The 22,812-nt window shown below is 62.8% G+C and carries 18 protein-coding genes; 5 read left to right on the top strand and 13 right to left on the bottom strand.

The window, feature by feature from the left end; all coding sequences use genetic code 11:
* Window positions 1-772 (bottom strand): class I SAM-dependent methyltransferase (locus B3H86_RS01795; protein WP_292050855.1); only part of this gene is annotated, 772 nt, incomplete at its 3' end.
* Between the two features lie 46 nt (window positions 773-818).
* Here B3H86_RS01795 and gloB point away from each other — a divergent pair.
* Window positions 819-1,544, top strand: a complete 726-nt coding sequence (gloB, locus tag B3H86_RS01790) for a hydroxyacylglutathione hydrolase (RefSeq protein WP_292050854.1) — start codon at window positions 819-821, stop codon at window positions 1,542-1,544.
* Window positions 1,545-1,550: 6 nt separating this feature from the next.
* On the opposite strand, the gene B3H86_RS01785 is transcribed toward gloB, so the two are convergent.
* From B3H86_RS01785 to B3H86_RS01770, 4 genes are all read right to left on the bottom strand, one after another.
* Window positions 1,551-2,414 (bottom strand): DUF4908 domain-containing protein, encoded by an 864-nt coding sequence (locus B3H86_RS01785; RefSeq protein ID WP_292050853.1) that lies wholly within the window; start codon window positions 2,412-2,414, stop codon window positions 1,551-1,553.
* 49 nt (window positions 2,415-2,463) lie between these two features.
* A complete protein-coding gene (locus B3H86_RS01780) occupies window positions 2,464-3,189 on the bottom strand; it encodes a beta-ketoacyl-ACP reductase (RefSeq protein WP_292050852.1) in 726 nt (241 codons plus the stop codon).
* Window positions 3,190-3,383: 194 nt separating this feature from the next.
* Window positions 3,384-4,745 carry a glutamate--cysteine ligase gene (locus tag B3H86_RS01775; protein WP_292050851.1) on the bottom strand — a complete coding sequence of 454 codons (1,362 nt, stop codon included), beginning with the start codon at window positions 4,743-4,745 and terminating at the stop codon, window positions 3,384-3,386.
* A 66-nt stretch (window positions 4,746-4,811) separates the two neighbouring features.
* Window positions 4,812-5,531 (bottom strand): 16S rRNA (uracil(1498)-N(3))-methyltransferase, encoded by a 720-nt coding sequence (locus B3H86_RS01770; RefSeq protein ID WP_292050856.1) that lies wholly within the window; start codon window positions 5,529-5,531, stop codon window positions 4,812-4,814.
* A 70-nt stretch (window positions 5,532-5,601) separates the two neighbouring features.
* Here B3H86_RS01770 and B3H86_RS01765 point away from each other — a divergent pair, with 70 nt between their 5' ends.
* The gene (locus B3H86_RS01765; RefSeq protein ID WP_292050850.1) at window positions 5,602-7,119 is read left to right on the top strand and encodes an ABC1 kinase family protein; all 1,518 of its coding nucleotides are present in this window, start codon (window positions 5,602-5,604) and stop codon (window positions 7,117-7,119) included.
* Window positions 7,120-7,169: 50 nt separating this feature from the next.
* Here the strand turns inward: B3H86_RS01765 and B3H86_RS01760 are convergent, their stop codons facing one another.
* From B3H86_RS01760 to B3H86_RS01740, 5 genes are all read right to left on the bottom strand, one after another.
* A complete protein-coding gene (locus B3H86_RS01760) occupies window positions 7,170-7,451 on the bottom strand; it encodes a hypothetical protein (RefSeq protein WP_292050848.1) in 282 nt (93 codons plus the stop codon).
* Window positions 7,452-7,582: 131 nt separating this feature from the next.
* Window positions 7,583-8,746: an acyl-CoA dehydrogenase family protein gene (locus B3H86_RS01755; RefSeq protein ID WP_292050847.1), complete on the bottom strand. Its 1,164-nt coding sequence runs from the start codon at window positions 8,744-8,746 to the stop codon at window positions 7,583-7,585.
* Between the two features lie 102 nt (window positions 8,747-8,848).
* A complete protein-coding gene (locus B3H86_RS01750; protein WP_292050846.1) occupies window positions 8,849-10,630 on the bottom strand; it encodes an acyl-CoA dehydrogenase C-terminal domain-containing protein in 1,782 nt (593 codons plus the stop codon).
* 2 nt (window positions 10,631-10,632) lie between these two features.
* Complete coding sequence (locus tag B3H86_RS01745; protein WP_292050845.1) at window positions 10,633-11,121, bottom strand: MerR family transcriptional regulator; 489 nt, start codon at window positions 11,119-11,121, stop codon at window positions 10,633-10,635.
* Window positions 11,122-11,209: 88 nt separating this feature from the next.
* Complete coding sequence (locus B3H86_RS01740) at window positions 11,210-11,719, bottom strand: DoxX family protein (protein ID WP_292050844.1); 510 nt, start codon at window positions 11,717-11,719, stop codon at window positions 11,210-11,212.
* A gap of 256 nt (window positions 11,720-11,975) precedes the next feature.
* Here B3H86_RS01740 and B3H86_RS01735 point away from each other — a divergent pair, with 256 nt between their 5' ends.
* Window positions 11,976-13,262, top strand: a complete 1,287-nt coding sequence (locus B3H86_RS01735) for a DUF6270 domain-containing protein (protein WP_292050843.1) — start codon at window positions 11,976-11,978, stop codon at window positions 13,260-13,262.
* 15 nt (window positions 13,263-13,277) lie between these two features.
* On the opposite strand, the gene B3H86_RS01730 is transcribed toward B3H86_RS01735, so the two are convergent.
* A complete protein-coding gene (locus B3H86_RS01730; protein WP_292050842.1) occupies window positions 13,278-14,723 on the bottom strand; it encodes a protein adenylyltransferase SelO family protein in 1,446 nt (481 codons plus the stop codon).
* A gap of 225 nt (window positions 14,724-14,948) precedes the next feature.
* Here B3H86_RS01730 and nhaA point away from each other — a divergent pair, with 225 nt between their 5' ends.
* Entirely contained in the window at window positions 14,949-16,148 is a 1,200-nt protein-coding gene (gene nhaA / locus B3H86_RS01725) for a Na+/H+ antiporter NhaA (RefSeq protein ID WP_292050841.1), read from the top strand.
* Window positions 16,149-16,402: 254 nt separating this feature from the next.
* A complete protein-coding gene (locus B3H86_RS01720; protein ID WP_292050840.1) occupies window positions 16,403-18,997 on the top strand; it encodes a TonB-dependent receptor in 2,595 nt (864 codons plus the stop codon).
* A 68-nt stretch (window positions 18,998-19,065) separates the two neighbouring features.
* Here the strand turns inward: B3H86_RS01720 and B3H86_RS01715 are convergent, their stop codons facing one another.
* Entirely contained in the window at window positions 19,066-19,524 is a 459-nt protein-coding gene (locus tag B3H86_RS01715) for an ASCH domain-containing protein (RefSeq protein ID WP_292050839.1), read from the bottom strand.
* Between the two features lie 49 nt (window positions 19,525-19,573).
* Window positions 19,574-22,684 (bottom strand): efflux RND transporter permease subunit, encoded by a 3,111-nt coding sequence (locus B3H86_RS01710; RefSeq protein WP_292050838.1) that lies wholly within the window; start codon window positions 22,682-22,684, stop codon window positions 19,574-19,576.
* Window positions 22,685-22,812 lie beyond the last annotated feature (128 nt).

The following is a 22,812-nucleotide window of genomic DNA, read 5'->3' as shown; positions in this document are numbered from 1 at the left end:
CAGCCGCAGCCGCAGCCGCAGTCTGTGCCGCGGAGGCTGAAGCCACGCGCGGCACACTCAAACTTGGCACGGGTTTGAGGGCGGGGGCGGGTGACAGGACGCTGAGGCCGGAGCGGACCTTGGGGCGGGCATAGGTCAGGCGACCGGCCTCCATCAGGATCACCCCCGCAGTTCCCGGTGCGAACAGGCGTCCGAATTGTTCGATACCATCGGAAAAGGCCAGCATGGGTCGCCACGGCGGCACATACAGGGCCTGCGACCATGCGCGGGGCTCAAGTCCGCAGTGGCGGATCAGGCCTTCGATCTGTTTGCGTGAAAAGGGACGACCGTGGCCAAACGGCGTGGCCTCTGTACGGGCCCACAGGCCACCGCGGGCGGCGCACACCACGATGACCCGCCCGGTGGGCGACAGGACGCGGCTGACCTCGTTCAACAAGGCCTGGGCATCGTCGGCTTCCTCGATGGCATGGACCAACAGCACGCGGTCGAACAGGCCGGAGGGAAAGGGCAGGGCGCGATCGTTGACGAGGGTGGTGCGGTTGCGACCGGAGGCGGTCCACGCTTCGGCCCCCTGACCGCCGGGCATGGCGGCCACAACGCGGCGCGCGCTGGAGAACTGGTCCAGAAAGGGGGTGGCATAGCCCAGACCCAGCACGTCGCACCCGTCGGCGGTTCCCCACGCATCGGACAGACGGCTGGACAGGATGCGGCGGACCAGCGCCCCTTTGGGATCGCCGTAGAAGGTTCTCAGTTCTTCGATACTGCGCCGCATGACAGCAGTATAGGACGAGGCGGGCCATGTGGGCTAGGATGCGAATATGACCCTGACCATCCGACAGTTTCCGTGCCGCTCCGACAACTATGGCTTTCTGGTCCGCGATGATGCGACCGGAACGGTGGCGGCCGTCGATACACCCGACGCACAGGCCATTCTGGATGATCTGGAGGCGTCGGGATGGGGGCGGCTTGATCTGATCCTCAACACTCACTGGCACCCGGACCATACCGAGGGCAATGAGCGGCTGAAGGCCGAGACGGGCTGTGTGATCTACGGCCCCGAAGAGGTGAAACGCGCCGCGCCTCTGGATCATGTCGTCGGTGACGGCGACAGCGTACGACTGGGCCAGACGGTATTTCGGGTGGTCGAGGCTCCCGGACACACGCTGGGGCATGTGGTCTTTCACGCGCCGGAAGAGAAGGTCGCCTTTGTCGGGGATGTGATCTTTGCGCTGGGGTGCGGCCGTCTGTTTGAAGGCACGCCGGAGCAGATGTGGGAGAGCCTGCAACAGATCGCGTCTTGGGACGAGGCGACGGTGCTGTACTGCGCCCATGAATACACCGCATCCAATGCGCGGTTCGCGCTGGCCCTGTCGCAGGCACCCGAACTGGTCGCCCATTGTGAAGCCATTTTTGAAAAGCGCGGACGGGGCGAGGCGACGGTGCCGACGACCGTGGGCATCGAGAAACGCTTCAACCCGTTCCTGACGGAAGATGCCGCGACATTTGCCGAGCGCCGCGCCGCCAAGGATGGCTTTAGCGGCTGAGCCGGATCAGTCCTGCGGTATGATGGCGCGGATGATACGGGCCGAGGAAGGGCGGCCTGCGACGCCGCGCGACGGATCGACCACGATCCGCAGCTCGCCGCGCTGATAGGTGACGGCAGAGCGGTTTCCCTCGACCACAGTGATCACGCGCAGGCGGTCGAGGAAGGGTTTGGCGCTGGGCGAGCGGGCAATGCGGATGACGGTGTCGGTAGACACGATCAGCGCCTCGACGCACAGGGCCTCGGATTCATCGCCATAGACATTGATCTGGACCAGACGGCCCACGGCATCGCTGATGAGGCTGGAACGGCGCGTCATCAGGTTGAACAGCTGGATCGGACCCAGGGACTGCGGTTGCAGGTTCGTCACGGGACCGGGGGCCGATGAGACGGGTGATCCGCCGGGGCTGCGGGTCGAATAAAGGGTCATACCGCCGCTGGCGTTGACGCGAAGCACCTGCTCGCCTGCGTCATTGCGGTAGATGGTGTCGCCGCGCGGAGCCGAGGACGGGCGCAGGACCCACGTCTCGTTCGAGCGGTCAAAGCGCAGCAGAAGCTGGCTGCCTGCGTGATCGACCACAAAGCCCTGACCCGTCGCGGCGACATAGCGGCCTGCATCGGGGGTGGTCCGGATAACGGACTGGCGGCGGATCTGGCGCGAATAGTCGGTGTGGGCGTTGCTGCGTTCCTGACCCGTCAGGACTTGCGCCTGCACGGGATCGGTACAGCACAGGGCCAGAAAGGTTGCGACAACACAGGCGGCAGGCAGTGCGCTAGCGCGGGCACGCACGGCATCGATGCCGCAAGTCATGGAGACTTCAGGCAGGATCGCAGGCGGTTTCTCCGCCACCGGCATGGCCACGCAGTTCATACCTGTACTCGTGTTATGAAGGCGCGGCAGATTTTAGGCAGAGTCGTAATCACCCGACGAGGTATTGGCCGCCATTGAGCGAGAGTGTGCAGCCTGTGACATATCCAGCACGCTCACCGGCCAGCCATGCCACCATATCGGCGATCTCCTCGCCCTTGCCCAGACGGCCGACGGGGATCTGGGCCACAATGCCCTCAAGAACCTTGGGGTCCATCGCATCGACCATCTCGGTGTCGATATAGCCCGGCGCGATGCAGTTCACGGTTACGCCCTTGCGGGCGTTTTCCAGCGCCAGTGCCTTGGTGAAACCGATCATACCGGCCTTGGCGGCGGAATAGTTGGTCTGGCCCATCTGGCCTTTCTGGCCGTTGATCGAGGAGATGTTGACGATCCGGCCCCAGTTGCGGTCACGCATGCCGTTGATGACCTGACGGGTCATGTTGAACACGCTGTCCATATTCACGCGGATCACGTCGGACCACTGATCGTGGCTCATCTTATGGAAGAAGCCGTCGCGGGTAATACCGGCATTGTTCACCAGCACATCGATGGGGCCGAGTTGGGCCTCGACTTCCTGAACGGCGCGGGCGCAGTCGTCGAACGAGCCGACATTGCCTTTGACCACCATCACGCCCAGTTCCTCGGCGGTCTTCCGTGCGGCGTCCTCATTGCCGGAATAACCGGCCGCGACGTTGAAACCGTCTTCCTTGAGGCGTTGAACGATGGCCTTGCCGATCCCTCGGGTGCCTCCGGTTACCAGTGCTGTACGCGCCACGGTCTGCCTCCCAAAATGTGCGTCTGGTCGTAGGACCAGCCCTTCCCACACGGAATGCTTAGCGTGAGAACGTGGGTTGGGGAAGCGTCGGATCGCCACAGATCGTCAACAGGATCGTGATCGTCGCGTGACGGCCTGTTCCGGTAAAAACCGTCAATGGGTCAATGGGCTAGGCGCAGCCGAGAGGCAGGCGATCAATAGGCGAAATCGCGGTACAGACGCGACAGGTCGCCCTGCCACTCGCCGTGGTACAGGTCCAGCAGGCGTTCGGCGGGGGTGATGCCGCTGTCGGCGATGTCTTCCAATTCTGCCAGATATCCCCGCTCGTCCACCATGCCGCCAGAGAAGCGGGCGCGGTTCTTGAGACCCTGACGGGCGATGGCGACCATATCGACCGCCACGTCGCGGACGCTGCGACCGTTGACCTCGGCCTTGAGGCCCAGACGGGTGACATCGCGGCGCAGGCGCTCGTGGTCCTCGATCGCCCAGTCCTTGCACAGGTCCCATGCGGCAGCCAGCGACGGCGCGTCATAGAAGATGCCGGTCCAAAGGGCGGGCAGGGCGCAGATGCGGCTCCACGGGCCACCGTCGGCACCGCGCATTTCGAGGTACTGTTTCAGGCGCACCTCGGGGAAGAGGGTCGTCAGGTGGTCGGCCCAGTCCTTGATATTGGCGCGCTCGCCCGGCAGGGCATCGACCTTGCCGTCCATGAAGGCGCGGAAGTCCTGACCCGACAGATCGTGATAGGTGTCGTCGCGCTTGGCGAAATACATCGGCACGCCCAGCGCGTAATCGACATAGCGTTCATAGCCGAAGCCGTCCTGGAAGACGAAGTCCAGCATGCCGGTGCGGTCGGGATCGGTGTCGGTCCAGACATTGGCCCGCGACGACAGGAAGCCGCTGGGCTTGCCCTCGATGAAGGGGCTGTTGGCGAACAGGGCCGTGGCGATGGGTTGCAGGGCCAGCGAGGTGCGGAACTTCATCACCATGTCGGCTTCGTCGGCGAAGTCGAGATTGGCCTGGATGGTCGAGGTGCGCAGCATCATGTCGAGGCCCAGCTTGCCCTTCTTGGGCATGTAGGCGCGCATGATGTTGTAGCGGCCCTTGGGCATGACCGGCACGTCCTCGCGCTTCCACATCGGGTCGAAGCCGACGCCGAGGAAGCCGAGGCCTATCTGGTCGGCCACCTGCTTGACCTCCATCAGGTGCTGGCCGGTCTCGTTGCAGATGTCGTGCATGGTGGCCAGCGGCGCGCCCGACAGCTCGAACTGGCCACCCGGTTCAAGGCTGATGGAGGCGGAGAAGCCCTCGGCGTTCCTGCGCTCAAGAGCGATGACGTTCCCGCCCTCATGGACCGGAGCCCAGCCGAAGCGGGTCAGGCCGTCCAGCATGGCCTTGATGCCGCCTTCGCCCTCATAGGCCGGGCGGCGCAGGGAGGAACGCTCAAAGCCGAATTTTTCATGTTCGGCACCGACGCGCCACTGGTCGGCGGGCTTTTCGCCACGGCTGATGGTCTCGATCAGCTGGTCCTTGGTGAGCGGCGCGTAATCAGCCATGTGTAACCCCTGTTGTTGCAGGCTAGATGCGCAACCCGCGCCCGCTTCACAAGCCCCTTTGGAAACTTATCGTTCCCAATCCCCAACCGCGTACTGCCACAGCGTCATGGCCGAGATGGCGGCGGTGTCCGCGCGCAGGATGCGCGGGCCAAGCGAGACGGCGGTGGTGAAGGGCAGGGCGCGCAGCATCTCGCGCTCTTCGGGCGAGAAGCCGCCCTCGGGGCCGATCAGGATGGACCATGCGCCGCTGCCGGCTTTTTGCAGGGCCTCTATGGCGGGCTCGCCGCCCGTTTCGTCGCAGAACATCAACTTACGGCCTTCGGGCCAGTCCCTGATGATGTCGGACAGTTTTCTGGATTCATGCACGACCGGAACATCGAGGCGGCCCGTCTGTTCGGCGGCTTCCTCGGCGATGGCGTCGAGGCGGTCGAGGCGGATGCGCTCGGCATTGGTACGCTGGGTGATGACCAGCTGTACCGACTTCGCACCCAGTTCGGCGGCCTTTTCGACCACGGTCTCGACGCGGGCCTTTTTGATGCCCGCGAGGATCAGTTCCAGATCGGGGCCGAAGGCCTGCGGGCGGGTCTGTTCGACGCAGCGCAGGATCACTCCCTTTTTGAGGATTTCCAGCACCTCGGCACGCCATTCGCCGTCCTCACCGTTGAACAGCAAAAGGTCGTCGCCCTGTTTCAGGCGCATGACCTGCGTCAGGTAGCGGGACTGGTCGAGGGTGGGGGCGACAGCATGGCCTTCGGCCAGCGGGGCAGTGACGTGCAGACGGATCATGGCGTCTGAATATCGCGCTTTGACGGGTGAGGAAACGGGAACGTCGCCTTGGCACTGACGTTCTGTCTGCATGTTCACAACCCTTGCCGTAGCGGCCCGCGACCGCAAACGACTGGCCGAGATTTCCACCGTGGCGGCGCGGTTCGGATTGCAGGCGGTGGTGGGGCGTCTGGGCCTTGGCGGCAAGGGCGAGGAAGGCGAGGGGCACGAACCCCTGCCGCGCCGCACCCGTCTGGCGCTTGAGACACTGGGGCCGGGATTTGTGAAGCTGGGACAGATACTGTCCACACGCTCGGACCTGTTGCCACCGGAATGGATCGCCGAGTTCGAACAGCTGCAAAGCGGCGGACGGACTATCGACTTTGAAAAACTGCGGCCAGAGGTGGAGGCGGCGCTGGGCGGCCCGCCCGAGGATTTGTTCGCCCGTTTTGACCCGGAGCCGCTGGCGGCGGCGTCGATGGCGCAGGTCCACAGGGCCAAACTGAAGGACGGTACCGAGGTGGTTGTGAAAATCCGCCGCCCGCGCATCCGCCCCAAGGTCGAGGCGGATCTGCGCCTGCTGACCGAACTGGCCCGCAAGGCCGAGCAGTCTAGCGCCGAGGTCGCCCGCTATCGTCCGCGCGCCCTGGTGGCACAACTGGGCGAGGCTTTATTGCAGGAGTTGGACTTTACGGTCGAGGGCCGAAACTGCGACCTGTTTGCCGCCGATTTCGCCCGTAACGACGAGGTGGTCATCCCGCGCATTCACTGGGATTTCACCAGCGAGAGCGTTCTGGTGCAGGACTATGTTGACGGTACGCCGCCCACCGACGCCGCCCGCCTGCAGGCCGCGGGCATCGACCCCCACCAGCTCGCCAAGATCGGTGCCGAGGCTGTGCTGGATATGGTGCTGGTGAACGGTCGGTTCCATGCCGACCCGCATCCGGGCAATCTGCGCGGGTTGGAAGGCAACCGCGTGGGCCTGCTGGATTTCGGCATGGTCGGCACGGTGACACCACGCCGCCGCAGCGAACTCATCGGCTTTGTACAGGCGCTGGCTGGTGGTGACGGGGCGCGTATGGCCGAGGTTCTGGCGGACTGGACCGAAGGTACGCGTGTCTCACGCCGCCGACTGACCGAGGGGGCGGAACGGCTGATCGCGCGGCATGGACACGGACAGATCGATCTGCCCGCTATCGTTTCCGACCTGATGGGATTGATGCGCAAGGAGCGTGTATCGGCACCGCCCGATCTGGTGCTGATCCTCAAGGCGCTGGTGACGATCGAAGGGGTGCTGTCGCGGGTCGATCCGCAGTTTGATCTGGTACGCACCATGAACGGGGCATGGAAGCGGGCGCTTTTCTCGCGCCGCAGTCCCGATGCGGTGAAGAACTGGGCCATAGGGACCCTGCTGGACCTGTCGTCCATGACCGACGACTTTCCCCGCCTGATCCGCGCGGCCTCACGCAAACTGTCCGAGGAAACCCCGCGCCAGGATGCCTCGGCTCAGCACCGGATCGCGCACGAAATCAAATGGGCCACCCGCTGGATCAGCGGGGCCATCATCCTGACCGGAATGGCCATCGCCCTGTCCATCCGCTGGCCATAGGGCGAAGACAGCGCCCTGTCAGACCGGACGCTGCCTCACTACGCCAAGGATTACTGCGCGGGCGGGATGGCGCGTTGGGCGGCCTCACCGACATTGTCGGCAGCATTGCCGATGCTCTCGGCGGCCCCGGCGATTGCGTTGTCACGCACCTGCTCGGAGCGGTTCATGTTCATCACCAGATAGCCGATAACGACAACGGCAATCACAGCGATGATGGCACCCAATATTCCCGCACCGCCGCCACCACTGCGCTCGACCACCGTCGGGCTCTCGTTGGTGGTGATGTGTTCGACGGTACCGTCCTTGTGCTCTACGCGGCGCTCTGTGGTCATTGGAACCTCCTGATGTCCTGCGAAAGGAAAGCTGCACTTGCAGGGGCGGTTTCCCTGTGTCCAAAAGCTTCCATGCAAAACGCCCCGCCGGATTTCCGACGGGGCGTTGCAGGATCAGGCCATGCGATCGATCACAGCGTACGTGCGATCAGCAGCTTCATGATTTCATTGGTGCCGCCGTAGATGCGCTGGACGCGGGCGTCCTTGTACAGCTGGGCGATCGGGTATTCGTTCATATAGCCGTATCCGCCGAACAGCTGGAGCATCTCGTCGATGGTCTCGCCCTGGATGTCCGACACCCAGTACTTGGCCATCGAAGCGGTGGCGGCATCGAGCTTGCCCTGCAGGTGCTGCTCGATGCAGTGGTTCACGAACACGCGGGCCACGGTCAGCTTGGTCTTGACCTCGGCCAGTTTGAACTGGGTGTTCTGGAAGTCGAGGATGCGCTTGCCGAAGGCCTTGCGTTCCTTGACGTAGGCGAGGGTGGCCTCAAGGCCGCGCTCGGCGGCGGCGCAGCCCTGAACGGCGATGTTAAGGCGTTCCTGCGGCAGTTGCTGCATCAGCTGGATGAAGCCCTGACCCTCGGAGCCACCGATGGCATTTTCCAGCGGGACCTTCACATCGTTGAAGAACAGCTCGGAGGTATCGTTCGCTTCCATGCCGATCTTGTGCAGGTTGCGACCGCGCTCGAAGCCCTCGGCACCGTCGGTCTCAAGAGCGATCAGGGTGATACCCTTGCCGCCTTCGGACGGGTCGGTCTTGGCGACCACGATGATGAAATTGGCCAGCTGGCCGTTGGTGATGAAGGTCTTGGAACCGTTCAGAACGTAATGGTCGCCCTTCTTGATGGCGGTGGTCTTCACGCCCTGAAGGTCGGATCCCGCGCCCGGCTCGGTCATGGCGATGGCCCCGACCAGCTCGCCCGTCTGAAGGCGCGGCAGCCAGCGGGCCTTCTGCTCGGCCGTTCCGTAGTGCCAGATGTAGGGCATGACGATGGCGTTGTGCAGCGAAATGCCGAAGTGGTCGGCACCCTGCCAGCCCAGCTGGTTCATCAGCACGACCTCGTGGCGATAGTCGCCGCCGAAGCCGCCGTCTTCTTCCGGCAGGGACAGACCCAGAAGACCGGCTTCACCCGCAGCATTCCACAGGCCGCGCGGCACCGAGGAGTCGGCGATCCACTGGGCCACCTTTTCTGGCGGGGCGTGTTCGGCCACCCATTTGGAAACGCTGTCGTTGAACAGGATCAGGTCTTCGTCCTGCATGAAGGACGGGGTCGGCAGGTTCAGGGCGTTCATTGGCATTCCTCTCAGGCACCGTCCGCTCTTCGGGTGGCGGGCTGGTGCGGGGTAAAAAAGAAAGGGCCTTTCCGCTGGGGAAAGGCCCTTGCCCGTTTCAGCTTAGAAAGCCGAGGCTTCAAGGTCCATCAGGACCTCTGCGCCGGTCTTCAGCTTGGTCAGGTGCGCCGCGGCATCCGGCAGGATGCGCTCGACGAAGTAGCGGCCCGTCTTCAGCTTGTTGGCGTAGAACGGATCGCTGTCGCCAGCGTCGATCTTGGCCTGGGCAGCCTTGGCCATCTGCGCCCAGATGTAGGCGTAGGCGGTCAGGCCGAACAGGTGCAGGTAGTCGGTCGAGGCGGCACCGGCGTTATCCGGGTTGGCCATGCCGTTCTGCATCAGCCACATGGTACCTTCCTGCAGCTTGGCCTTGGCGTCGGCCAGACCGTCGACGTAAGCCTTGATGGCTTCGTTGCCCGAGTTTTCCGACACGAAGGCATCGATGTCGCCGAACCACGACATGATGGCGCGACCGCCCTTGGACGGCAGCTTGCGGCCCACGAGGTCAAGGGCCTGAATGCCGTTGGTGCCTTCGTAGATCATGGTGATGCGGGCATCACGCAGGTACTGCGAGGCCTGGAAGTGCTCGGTGTAGCCCGAGCCGCCGTGGACCTGCATGCCCAGCGAGGCGACGTGGAAGCCACGGTCGGTCAGGAAGGCCTTCAGGACCGGCGTGATCAGGCCCATGTAGTCGTTGGCCTTTTGGGCGACGGCTTCGTCCTTGGAGTGTTGCAGGTCGGCCTGCAGCGCGGTCCACAGGATGAAGGCGCGGCCGCCTTCGACATAGGCCTTGGATTCCAGCAGCATGCGACGCACGTCCGGGTGGACGATGATCGGGTCGGCCGGGCCGTCCGGATTCTTCGGACCGGTCAGCGAGCGCGATTGCAGGCGGTCCTTGGCGAACTCGACGGCGTGCTGATAGGCGGCGTCACCGATGGCCAGACCCTGCAGGCCGGTGCCGAGGCGGGCTTCGTTCATGACCACGAACATGTTGTTCATGCCACGGCCTTCTTCGCCGATCAGCCAACCCTTGGCGTTCTCGTACTGCATGACGCAGGTGGCGTTGCCGTGGATGCCCATCTTGTGCTCGAGGCCGACGCACTCGACGCCGTTGCGCTCGCCGATGTTGCCGGCGTCATCGACGTGGAACTTCGGAACGAGGAACAGCGACAGGCCCTTGATGCCCGGAACCGCGCCTTCGACGCGGGCCAGAACGGTGTGGACGATGTTGTCGGCAAAGTCGTGCTCACCCGCCGAGATCCAGATCTTCTGGCCGGTGATCGAATAGGTGCCGTCACCGTTCGGCACGGCCTTGGTGCGGACCAGACCCAGATCGGTGCCGCACTGCGGCTCGGTCAGGTTCATGGTGCCGGTCCATTCGCCGGTCGCCATCTTCGGCAGCCACTTGGCCTTCAGTTCATCGGAGCCATTGGCCTCGATGCCGTGGAAGGCACCGGCGGTCAGGCCCGGATACATGGAGAAGGCCGCCGAGGCCGCAGCGGTGAACTGGCCCACAGCCATCGAGATGATGGCCGGCAGACCCTGGCCGCCGTATTCCGGATTGAAGGCCAGGCTGGTCCAGCCCGCCTCGACCATCTGCTGATAGGCTTCTTTCCAGCCGGTCGGGGTGGTGACGACGCCGTTCTCGATCTTGCAGTGCTCGATGTCACCGGTCTTGTTGATCGGAGCGATGACGCCGTCAGCGAACTTGCCGCCTTCCTCGAGGATGGCGTCGATCAGGTCGCGCGAGACGTCAGGATTGGAAAAGTGTTCGACGTAGTTTTCGACTTGCAGCACGTCGTGCAGCACGAACGAAAGGTCGCGGACCGGCGACTTATAGGCCATGATTAAGCTCTCGCTTTGAAGGGCTGATATTGGTTGTCAGGGTTGTTGAGGCGCTCGCTCAACAAGTTGGCATAGGCATCCGCTCCGGGAAGAAGGTCCGGCCTGTGCTCGGCCAGTGTCTTCTCCATCCATGCGCAGGCTTCTTCTGCTGTTTCGATGGCGCCCTGAATGTCTTCCAGCTGTTGCTTCAGCGCCTCGACACGCGCGCGGTGGCGCGGAAGGGCGATGGCCATCTGGTGGACGTTGTGTTCCTTGCGGTCATAGAGATCCAGCATTTCCTGGATTTCCTGCAAGGTGAAGCCAATGCGTCGGCCGCGCATTATAAGCTTCAGACGGGCACGGTCCCGCGCGGTATAGACACGCGTCTGGCCCTTGCGCGCGGGGGTCAGCAGGCCCTTGTCCTCGTAGAAACGAAGAGCGCGGGCCGTTGCGCCAAACTCCCGGCACAACTGCCGGATGGAATATGTGCGGTGATCGTCAGCGGTCGCCATGCCGCCTAGATAACTTTACGTCCGCGTAAAGCGCAAGGGGTTTACGCGCACGTCAACGTAAGCTTTTTGTGATCAAGTCAAGCTTAGCCTAGACACTGTGTCGTCTCAGCACCAGAACAGCGGTCGTTAGAGCCAGCAGGATCAGGTTTATAAAGGCCAGTCCCGGCTCCAGCCGTACGGCGTGCACCAACAGGGCGGCAGCCTGGAGTCCGATCAGGAATATGGCCCCGGCCCGGACAATGCGCATACCGGCCACCTTGCCGATGACCAGCGGGGCCAGCATGGTCGCTGCGAGTGCCAACTCGACGAAACCCATAACCCGCACGCTTGATAGGGGAACCAGCGAGGGCCACCCCAGAAGCAGGACCAGCTGATCGTAGGGCGCGGTCAGCTTGGCCAATGCTGCGCCCGCAAAGAACATGGCCAGCCAGCCCTGGAAGGTCCAGGCCGTGGCGTTCATCCAAATCTGGCGGATACGCTTCTGGCGCAGATTGGGCTCTCGGTTCTGGCGCGACGGCGGGCGATGCGCAGGCGAGGGCCCGACGGGACGGGCGGGACCCGACAGGGATTTGCGGAGAAGCGAGGGGGTGGCAGACATGGTATTATATCGCAACTGGATCAGATGCAGATATAGATGGAATGCTGTGAACCCTTCGCAATAGGGGCGGAACGCTTTTTCCCCGGCATTGCTGTCTTTTTCAATAAGTTCTTTTGTATTTCAGTGTCTTGCCAGCTCTGCACTACCACCTTGGTCGGGCTGATATTTGCGGCGGCCTATCCTTACGACACCTCGCCCTATGGGCCCGACACCGGGAGGGCATCTGCTGATCGTTTCATGATGCGGAGAGATGGAAGTGGCGTTCGACAAGAGTTTGGATGGCGAAGCTACGCAGATCGCCTTGCCGGGCTTGGTGTCGCTTGGAGGGTGCGTGGTCGGCCATCTTGCCGCGACCATGAATGGCCGCGCCGTACGGCATACGCGCCATATGTGGCGACGCCCGACCATCGCCATGATGAGCCAGCCGGTATCGCGCTTCCGCTTTGACTTTACGAAGGTGCCGGCGGGTTATGCCAACTATCTGGTCAATGACGCGGGTGGTGCGCACCGCGAAGAGATCATGGCACCGAATGCCCCGGAAGAACGCGTCTTTGTATTCGACGTGACGCGCGACGTGATCACCGGCGTGGTGGAGATCGAACCTGACGTCTGGATCATGGACCCGATTGACGCGGTCTATCTGGTGGAGAGTCTGAAGCCCGACACCATGACCGAGGAAGTGCTGCAGCATTTCTGCAAGGGCAATGCCCGTCGGATGTCGGCCGTTCATCATTGGGACGAGTTTTTTCCGCGTTGGCAAAAGGCCTTCAGGGCGTTCGCCGCGATCATAGAGGGGCGTTTCGACAAGGTGATCGTGGCGGAGATCTATCCGACACGTGCCCGTCTCGATTCCTCAAACCCCTTCTTTGCGCCGAATGTGGAGGAAATGAATGACCGGCTGGAAATCATCTATGCATGGCTGAAGGAACACTACGACTTTGAATGGATTGGTGTACCGCGCGAACGCAGTGTGACGGGCGTTACGGGCCTGCCGTTCAACGGTCCGACCCCGACCCATTTCGTTCAAGAAAGCCATACGCTGATGGCTGGACATTTTATTAGTAAGATCAATAGTATGCGAAATCCCAATGCACCCCTCATCGATGCCAGCTCACCTCTGGTCGAACAGGCTTTCGAGCGGGCAAAGCAGCATGAGCAGGCGTTGGAAGAGATCAAGGCGCTGAAGGCAAGGCTGGCGAACGCCGAAAGCCTCGGTTCCGCATTTGAGGCCCGCGAGAAGGCCTATGAAAACCAGCTGGCTGAGCTGAAGGCTGGCTCAACCAGACTGGCGGCACAAAAAGACGAGGTGCTGCAAAGAGAGACGGGCTGGGCACGTCGCGTCAACGAGATGACGGCCAGCCTGTCGATTCTGGAGAGCGAGAGGGATCAGTTGCTCAAGCGCGTGGTGGGTCTGCAGCTTGAACTGGAAACCCTGAAACAGGCTCAGGTCCGTCAGACCGAAACCCGGCCGGTATCCTTGGGTGCGATGATCAAACGTACCATCGCCCGAAAGACCCGCCGTCTGCGCGGTATCTCGGCCTAGGTTGCGGGCGGGGCTTTAGAAGCCCCACGCCAGACGGGCCTCCTCAAGCCGCTCCAGCTTTTCGTTGAAGGCATCCCAGTCGTCGCGTTCGGCGATATCGGCCCAGATGGATTCGACCTCATCGATGAGCATTTCTTCCGGCTCGGGGTTGCGAAACATGGGATGTTCCAGACGCTCCGGATTGTCCGGTTCGTGCTCCATCAGGGCATAGCGGAAGGCATCGAAGGCCTCGCCCTGATAGATCTTGCCACGCGGTCCGCCCAGCGCCCGTGCCGACGACGAGAAACCGCCGAACCAGTCGAAGAAGAGTGGCTCCCAGCGCAGTTCCTCACCCTTTTCGCGCAGCAGGGCGAGGGTGCAGTCCAGCAGACGCTGGTCAGCGGCTTCGCCGACCGACTTCACGCCGAGACGCATCAGGAAGGCGGCGCGCAGTTCGCGGATATAGACGGGGCCAAAGCCGTTCAGCGCTGCCACCAGACCTTCCGGCTCGGCGATCAGCTTCAGGCAGCCGGCCAGCTGGGTCAGGTTCCAGAACACGGCTTCGGGCTGTCGCGCAAAGGCGTAGAGGCCGTCGTGGTCGAAATAGGCGGCGGTAAAGCCCGGCTCGTAGTGGGGCAGGAAGCGCCACGGGCCGTAGTCGAAGCTTTCGCCCGTCACGTTCAGATTGTCGGTGTTCAGCACACCATGCACGAAACCGGCGGCCACCCAGCGGGCGCAGAGCCTGGCCTGCGCCTGCACGACTTCATCGAGGAAGCCTGCCGCATCGCCTTCGGTGAGATGCGGATAATAAAGGCTGCGGGCGTGTTCCAGCAGGACAGTGAGCTGGTCACGGCGGCTGTAATAGGCGGCGCGCTGGAAGGTGCCGAAACGGATGTGGCTGTGCGACAGGCGCACCATGACCGCCGAACGGGTAGGTGACGGCTCGTCGCCGCGTTCCAGTTCTTCGCCCGTTTCCACCAGCGACAGGATGCGGCAGGTCGGCACGCCAAGGCTTTCCAGCATGGCGGCGGCCAGCGCCTCGCGCACGCCGCCTTTTAGCGTCAGCCGCCCATCGGCATGACGGGAGAAGGGGGTCAGGCCAGACCCTTTTGTCCCAAGGTCCATCAGTTTGGGGGCGCTATCGCTCGTGACGCGGTCACTCGCTACTTGAGCGCCCGATGACCACATCTGCGCAGCAAGGAAGCCGCGACCGTCACCGATCTGCGGGTTGTAAACGCGGAACTGGTGGCCGTGATAGGCCATTGCGATGGGCTCGGGCTGGCCCGGCAGGGGCTCGAAGCGGCCAAAGTGCGCGATCCATTCCTCATCGCTCAGCGTGTCCAACCCGACCTCGGCGGCGGCGCGGTCATGGCGCAGGCGCAGCAGGCTTTTCGGAAACGCGGCGGCGGCGACCGTCTCTCCATAGTCTGCACCCAGTTGGGCGAAGCGGGGATCAGGGCGGTAGGACTTGGAAACGGGCATGCAGGGCAGATGCGCTATCCTTTGCCGTTTCGCAATGTCGATAAGGGTTGAACCTATGGAGCGGTGGAGTATTTTTATACCTAGAGATCAGGCTCCGGTCCTGTGACGCCCGTGCGGGCTGTCCGGATCGTGGGCCAGGCTGGCACCGCTGGGCGGTGAACCCGGTCCGGCGTCCGTCGATAACCTGACGCCACACAAGTTTAACCGATTATCGGATCTCTTTACGTGGCCAAGAAACTCACACTCGACTTCCTGAAGACGGAAGCCGCCTCCGGTGCCGCCCTCGGGCTGGCGGCCCTGGCGGCACTTATTGTCGCCAACTCGGCGTGGTCCGCCGACTATTTTGCATGGCTGAAGAGCGTGCAGGTCCTGCAGATCGGACCGCTGCGTCTTGAGGAGACGGTTTCGGACTGGATCAAGGAAGGCCTGATGGCGGTCTTCTTCCTGGTCGTGGGTCTGGAGATCAAATACGAGATCCTCAAGGGCGAACTGAGCAATCCCAAAAAGCTGGCCATGCCGATCATCTCGGCACTGGGCGGTATGGTCGCGCCTATCGGCGTGTATCTGTTGATCAGTAACCTGTTGGGCGGTCCGCATGAAGGATGGCCCATCCCCGTCGCCACAGATATCGCCTTTGCGTTGGCGGTCTTTGGTCTGGTGGGCAAGAATCTGCCGTCGTCATTGCGTGTGTTCCTGCTGACGCTGGCCATTGTCGATGACCTGGGGGCCATTGTCCTGATCGCAGCCCTGTTCAGCCAGGGCGTGGAGCTGATGCCGCTGCTGGGGGCGATCGGTGTTCTGGGCGTTATGGCGGTTCTGGGCCGCTGGCGTCTGGCGGCGGCCTTCTGGTGCATCGGTTTTGCGGCCATGTGGTGGCTGACGGTCATGTCGGGTCTTTCGACGTCTCTGGCGGCTGTGGCGTTTGCCGCCATCGTTCCGGTCAATCCGCGCCGCGAAACCGGGGCCAGCCCGCTGCGCGATGCCATGCATGACCTGCACCCCTATGTGGCGTTCCTTGTGCTGCCGGTGTTTGCCTTTGCCAAGGCCGGTGTGAGCTTTGGCGGCCTGTCGCTGGAACAGGCCTTTGCGCCGCTGGTGATCGGTATCGCTCTGGGCCTGTTCATCGGCAAACAGATCGGCGTGTTCGGCGCGGCTTGGCTGGCGGCGACGCTGCGTATTGCCGACAAGCCGACAGGCGCTTCGTGGGCCCAGGTCTATGGCGTCAGCCTGCTGTGCGGCATCGGTTTCACCATGAGCCTTTTCATCGGTGTGCTGGCCGTGCCGGGTGCCGTGGATTCCGTCCAGCAGATCGAGGTGAAGCTGGGCGTTCTGGGTGGCTCGGTACTGTCGGCACTTGTCGCGTCCGTGGTGCTGGGCGTAACGGGCCGCAAGCGTGGCAAAACCATGCCCGCAGGAGTTGAGTGAGTCTGTTAAGACCCCTTAAAAATAAGGAAAAAAGTTACGTTACGTCAGGCAATTGTGTCTCATTGAGGTCACAGTTGGGCAGGCTTAAGTAAAAAACAGCGTTCATCTAACGCTGTAGCTTGTCGCTCTATAAGGCTTGCACTACCCAATTCAATCTGAACCCGCACCGACAAAAGAGTGGGGGTCGATATTGGGACAGGAAACGAGCGCGGCCGCCTATAGCGCGGCCGGGCTGAGAAGCCGGGAGCCGTACTATGAATTTCAATTCCAGAATGCGTTGCACCGTGTCGGCCGTCGCCTTTGGCGCGGCTGTCGGCATTGCAGGCACTGCGGCCGCACAAGAAGCGCCGACCTCGGTCGATGACATCATCGTCACGGCCCAGAAGCGCGAGCAAAGCCTGCAGGAAGTGCCGATTGTGGTCACTACCCTGTCGCAGGAAACCCTGCAGGGCGCAGGCGTGAAGGACATCAAGGACCTTCAGATCCTGACGCCGGGCATGACGGTGACGTCCACGCAATCCGAAGCATCGACCACGGCGCGTATCCGCGGCGTGGGCACTGTGGGTGACAACCCCGGTCTGGAAAGCTCGGTCGGCGTGGTGATCGACGGTGTTTACCGCTCGCGTAACTCGGTCGGCTTCGGCGATCTCGGCGAAATGAACCGTATCGAGGTTCTGAAGGGGCCGCAGGGCACCCTGTTCGGCAAGAACACCTCGGCGGGCGTGATCAACATCATCACCGCCGCTCCCTCGTTCGTTCCCGAGTTCAATCTGGAAGCGACCGCCGGCAACTTTGGCGCATGGGGCGTGACCGGTTCGGTCACCGGCCCGATCACCGACAAAATCGCCGGTCGCCTGTACATGGGCACCCGCAAGCGTGACGGCTTCTATGACGTGGTCACCGGCAACGGTCCGCGCACCGAGACGGACGACCAGAACCAGGACTTCTGGACCGCGCGCGGCCAGCTGTTGATCCTGCCGTCGGACGACATCTCGATCCGCCTGATCGCGGACTATACCAAGCGCGACGAATACTGCTGCGTGGCCAGCCAGGTTCGCGTCGGTCCGACTGTCGCCCTGGTCAATGCGCTGGGCGGCCAGATCGCCGCTCCGACCGCCGGCTTCGGCGAAACGCCTTTCAGCCGCAAGACCTATTCCAACCGCGGCACCGACCAGACCATGGAAGACATGGGTCTGTCGGCAGAAGTGAACATCGACATCCCGTCGTGGAACGCAACCTTCACCTCGCTCACCTCGTGGCGCTCGTGGGAAGGTATCAACGGCATGGACCTCGACTACTCCACGCTGGATAACATGTACCGCGAGAACAACGGCGGGTACGGTTATTCGCTGGATAACCTCACGCAGGAAGTCCGCCTTGCCGGTTCGACCGACAGGCTGGACTGGCTGGTCGGTGCCTTTGCGACCCGTGAGCAAATCCGCCGCGATGACTCGTACTACTATGGTGCGACCTACACGCCGTTCCTGTCGCTGTTGCTGACCTCGTCGCTGAATGCCGCCAATCCGGCTGTGCCGATCAGCCCGAACATCATCGGCTGTCTGACCCGTCCGGGCCAGACCGCTGTGACGATGGGCGGCTGTCTGCTGACGGGCGGTGCCGCACCTTCGGGGCCGACGGCGGCGACCGGTCCGGGCTTCGCGCCGGGTCATGGCGTTCAGGACCTCTATACCCAGACCACCCAGTCGTTCGCGCTGTTCACCAACAACACCTGGCGCGTGACCGACCAGTTCGATCTGACCCTGGGCCTGCGCTATACATTGGACGAAAAGACGCTGGACGGTCTGCAGCGCAACATCGGTACCAATGGTCTGGCCTGCGCCAACGCCATCGGTAACTCCGCGGCATTGGCCGGCGTTGTCGGCGCTGCGGCGAGCACCCTGGTCGGCAACCTGTGCCTTCCGTGGGCCAACCCGCTGTACAACAACCGCACGCTGTCCGAGAAGTTCGATGACGGCGAGCTGAGCGGCACGATAAAGGCCAGCTACAAGTTCAATGACAGCGTCATGCTGTATGGTTCGTATGCCAAGGGCTACAAGTCCTTCGGCTACAACATGGACCGCGTGCAGACGGGCATCACGCCGAACAACTCGCTGCTGTTCCCGTCGGAAACGGTCGACTCCTATGAAATCGGCCTGAAGAACACCCTGTTCAACCGCAAGGTGCTGTTGAACATCACCTACTTCGATCAAACCTTCGAAGACTTCCAGCTCAACACCTTCCTGGGTACCGCCTTTGTGGTGGAATCCATTCCGGAACTGACCTCGCGCGGTGTTGACGCCGACTTTGCCTGGTTCACCCCGGTCGAAGGTCTGGTGCTGTCGGGTGGTGTGACCTATGCCGATACCAAGTACGGCAACTTCACCGCTGCCGACATGACGGTGCCGGGCAACTTCCCGCAACTGTCGCTGCTGCCGGGGGCGCGTGCTTCGTTCGCTCCGGAATGGTCGGTGACGGGTTCGATCGCCTTTGACCGCGCGATCGGTAACGGTCTGCGTGCGGGCTTCAACCTGACCGGCAAATACATGACCGAGTACAACACCGGTTCGGACCTGCTGCCGTGGAAGATGCAGGATGCGTTCGGTGTCCTGAACGGTCGTGTGACCATCGGCTCCGAAGACGACAAGTGGACGCTGGAACTCTGGGGCCAGAACATCACCGACACCGAATACAAGCAGGTTGCGATCAACCAACCGCTGATGGGTTCGGCCTTCCAGACGGCCGTCCAGGCGAACGGCACCTACTATGATCCGGCACGTGACACCCAGACCTATGCGGCCTTCCTCGGCCAGCCGCGTACCTATGGTCTGACGCTGCGTCTGCGTTACTGATCCCTACAGACTATCGAGCAACTGGCGGCTGGAGCGATCCAGCCGCCTTTTTCTTTGCGCCCCGGGGATCAGAGCACCCGCTCGAACGTCTCGCAGACGATTTTCAGATCATCGTCCACGATGATGCCCGTGCCTTCCAGCACGCGCCTGTAGTAGGCTACGTGGGCTGTGCGCCACCCCGCGAGCGTACCGTCACCTTCGCCCTCGCGGCGGGCAAATGCGGCATCTACATCGCCAAGCCGTCGTATTTCGACGCCTGTCGTGCGGATGACAGCCACGGCTTCGCCATCCCATCGGGTAACCACAGAGGCATCGCCGACAACCGGCGGGCGCATGCGCGCCAATGCCAGTTCGGCGACTGATGCCGCGGTCGCGCGCTTGATGTCCCGCACCACCAGATCGGCACAGATATCGGCATCCTCCTGATTGTCGCAGAAGTGGAAGATCTCATAGGGCTCGGCCGGAGCATCGGGGTGCAGGGCGCGATAACGCGCCCACAGGCCTGGGCCGGAAGCCTTGAGCGACATGATGGACCTCAGAAAAAAGACCCCTGCCGTGAGGGCAGGGGTCCGTGGTTCAGGTGTTGGTCGGGTCGCTGTGATAGCGGGAGCGGCTACCGTCCGCGTGCTGCTTCTGGCTTTCGAACATCCGGCCCAGAAGGCGTCTGAAGAAGCCCGCTATGTCGTCCACGATGGTGAAGACGGCCGGAATGTAGAGCAGCGACAGGAAGGTCGATGAAATCAGCCCGCCCAGCACGGCGATGGCCATCGGAGAGCGGAACTCGACATCGGCTCCGATACCGATAGCAATCGGCACCATGCCCGCGCCCATTGCGAAGGTGGTCATCAAAATGGGGCGTGCGCGTTTGTGGGCGGCGTCCATGATCGCCTCATAGCGGGTCATGCCGTCGCGCTCGGCCATGATGATGTAGTCAACCAGCAGGATCGAGTTCTTGGCCGCGATACCCATCAGCATGAGCACGCCGATAAGCGCCGACATGGAGAAGCTCTTGCCCATGATGATCAGGCCGATGATCGCCCCGCCGATTGCCAGTGGCAGGGCCGCCATGATGGTGACCGGATAGGCGAAGGATTTGAACAGCAGGGTGAGCACCGCGTACATCAGCAGGATGCCGCTGAGGAAGGCGATGCCAAAGCCGATCAGCATTTCCTGAATGAACTCTTCGTCGCCCGCCGGAATCTGGCGGACACCGTCGGGAAGGTTCTTCACCGATTCCAGACGTCCGACTGCCGTGGCGGCGGCACCGGTGGTGATGCCGTTCAGCTCGGCGCGGATGGAGACCGCGCGCGAACGGTCGCGGCGACCGACGCTGGCCGGACCCGCGCCAAACTCGACGTCGGCCACAGCGCTCAGCGGCACGGTGGTACCGGTCGCGGTGGGAACGCGCAGGTTCTGCACGATCGAAAGGTCCTCGCGGGCCTCTTCGGTCAGTTGCAGGCGGATCGGAATCTGTCGGTCGCCCAGATTGTACTTGGGCAGGTTTTGATCGACGTCGCCGATGGTGGCAACGCGAACGACCTGCGAAATCGCACCTGCGGAAACACCCAGCAGGGCGGCTTCGTCAGGGCGTGGGGTGACGATGATTTCAGGACGGGCGATTGCCGAGGTGTTGACCACATTGGCCAGTCCCGGAATGGCTTTCATGTCCTCTTCGATCTTGCGGGCGACCTGGTTCAGCGTGTCAGGATTGTCGCCCAGAAGCGCCAGTTCATAGCTGGTACCGTCGCCGGGGCCACCGCCCTGCTGGGCAATGCCAGCGCGGATACGCACACCCGGAATCTGTTTCAGCTCGTCCACCATGACGCGCTGGAATTCCTGTTGGCTCAGGCTGCGCTTGCCCTTGGGCACCATGTCCGCAAAGACGTTGGCCTGCGTGACTTCCTGTCCGCCGATGGCGGCATAGACAGACACCACCTCCGGACGCGCCAGAAGCTGGCGGGTGACGTTCTGTACCGCGGCGTCGGTCTGGCGCAGGGTCGAACCCGGCGGCAACTCCACCTGGAAGGCGGCGCGGCCTTCGTCGGCAGGCGACATGAACTCGAACGACATCTTGGTAGCGCCAGCCGCGAAGAAGGCCAGGAACAGGAAGGCCGCACCGGCGATGAACACCAGCCAGCGGTGTCCCAGGCACCATTTGAGCGCGCGCAGATAGCCGGGCATCCAGCCCGGATCCTTGTCCTCATGCTTGGTGTGCTTGAGCAGATAGGCGGCCATCAGCGGGGTCAGGGTACGGGCGACCACCAGCGAGAAGAAGACCGAGATACAGGCGGCCAAGGCAAAGGCCTTGAAGAACTGGCCGATAATGCCGGGCATGAAGCCGACAGGCGCGAACACGGCGATAATCGTGCCGGTGGTGGCCACAACCGCCAGACCGATCTCGTCGGCCGCTTCGAAGGCGGCGTCATAGGGCGGTTTGCCATCGCGCATGTGCCGCACGATGTTCTCGATCTCCACAATGGCGTCATCGACCAGAATGCCGATGGTGAGAGACAGGGCCAGCAGGGTGACAACATTCAGCGACTGGTCCATCGGGGCCAGAAGCATGAAGGTGGGGATCAGCGACAGTGGCATGGCGGTGGCGGCAATGAAGGTTGCCCGCCAGTCACGCAGGAAGATGAACACCACCACGACAGCCAGCGCCGCACCCAGCAGCAGGGCCTCGATGGAAGCCAGATAGGACTCTTCGATATATTTTACCGATGAGGTGACTTCCTCGATGGTCAGGTCGGCCTTGTGTTCCTCGTTGATCTTTTCGACTTCGGCACGGACACGTTCGGAAACCTTTACCTCGGAGGCTGTGCGTGAGCGCAGGAAGTTGAAGGTTACCGCTTCCTGACCGTTGTAGCGTGCCAGGCGGCGCGGCTCGCTCCACTTGTCCACGACCTCGCCCAGATCGGACAGGCGCACGCTGCGGCCATTGCCGAGCGGCACGAGGGTGCCCGCCAGCTGTTCGAGCGATGTGGCCGAGCCTATAGTCCGGACCGAGCGTTCCGAGCCTGCAACGGTGACACGGCCGCCGGGCAGGTTGTTGTTGACGTTGACGAGGGCCTGGCTGACCTGTGAGGCGGTCACGCCATAGGCCGCCAGACGTTGTGGGTCCAGTTCGACGCGGATCTCTCGATCCACCCCGCCCGAGCGATTGACCTCGCCCACGCCGCCAAGGCCCAGAAGGCGCTTGGACACATCATTGTCGATGAACCAGCTGATTTCCTCGGGCGACATTGTAGGCGAGCGCACGACATAGGTGATCAGCGCATCGCCGGTGATGTCGATACGGGTAACCGTCGGCTCCAGCATGTCCTGCGGAAGACTGCCGCGCACAAGGCCGATGGCATTGCGCACATCATTGGTGGCACGTTCGGTATCGGTGCCCAGTTCGAACTCGATGATTGTTGTCGAAACGCCGTCAGAAACGGTGGAGAAGATGTTCTTCACCCCCGACAGGCCCGCCAGCGAATCTTCGATAACCCGCGTGACCTGCACCTCCATTTCGGTGGGGGCGGCACCGGGGCGCGCAGCGGTGACGTTGACCATAGGGAAGTCCACGTCGGGGTTGTTGTTGATCCGCATCGACATGAAGCCGACGATCCCGCCAAGCGTCAGAAGCACAAACAGCAGGATGATGGGGATCGGGTTCTTGATCGCCCAGGACGAAATCTGGTTCATCTGAGGCGCGCCTTATTTCGTGGCCGGCGCGGCAGGGCGCGCGGGCTGGGCGGCGGCGGCGGGCGCAATTTTCACGGTGTCGTCGTTGTTGAGGAAGCCAGCACCCTCGACCACGACGCGGGCACCTG

Source organism: Brevundimonas sp. UBA5866, from assembly GCF_002432125.1.
Taxonomy (GTDB): Bacteria; Pseudomonadota; Alphaproteobacteria; order Caulobacterales; family Caulobacteraceae; genus Brevundimonas.
This window is presented reverse-complemented; position numbering and strand designations above follow the sequence as displayed.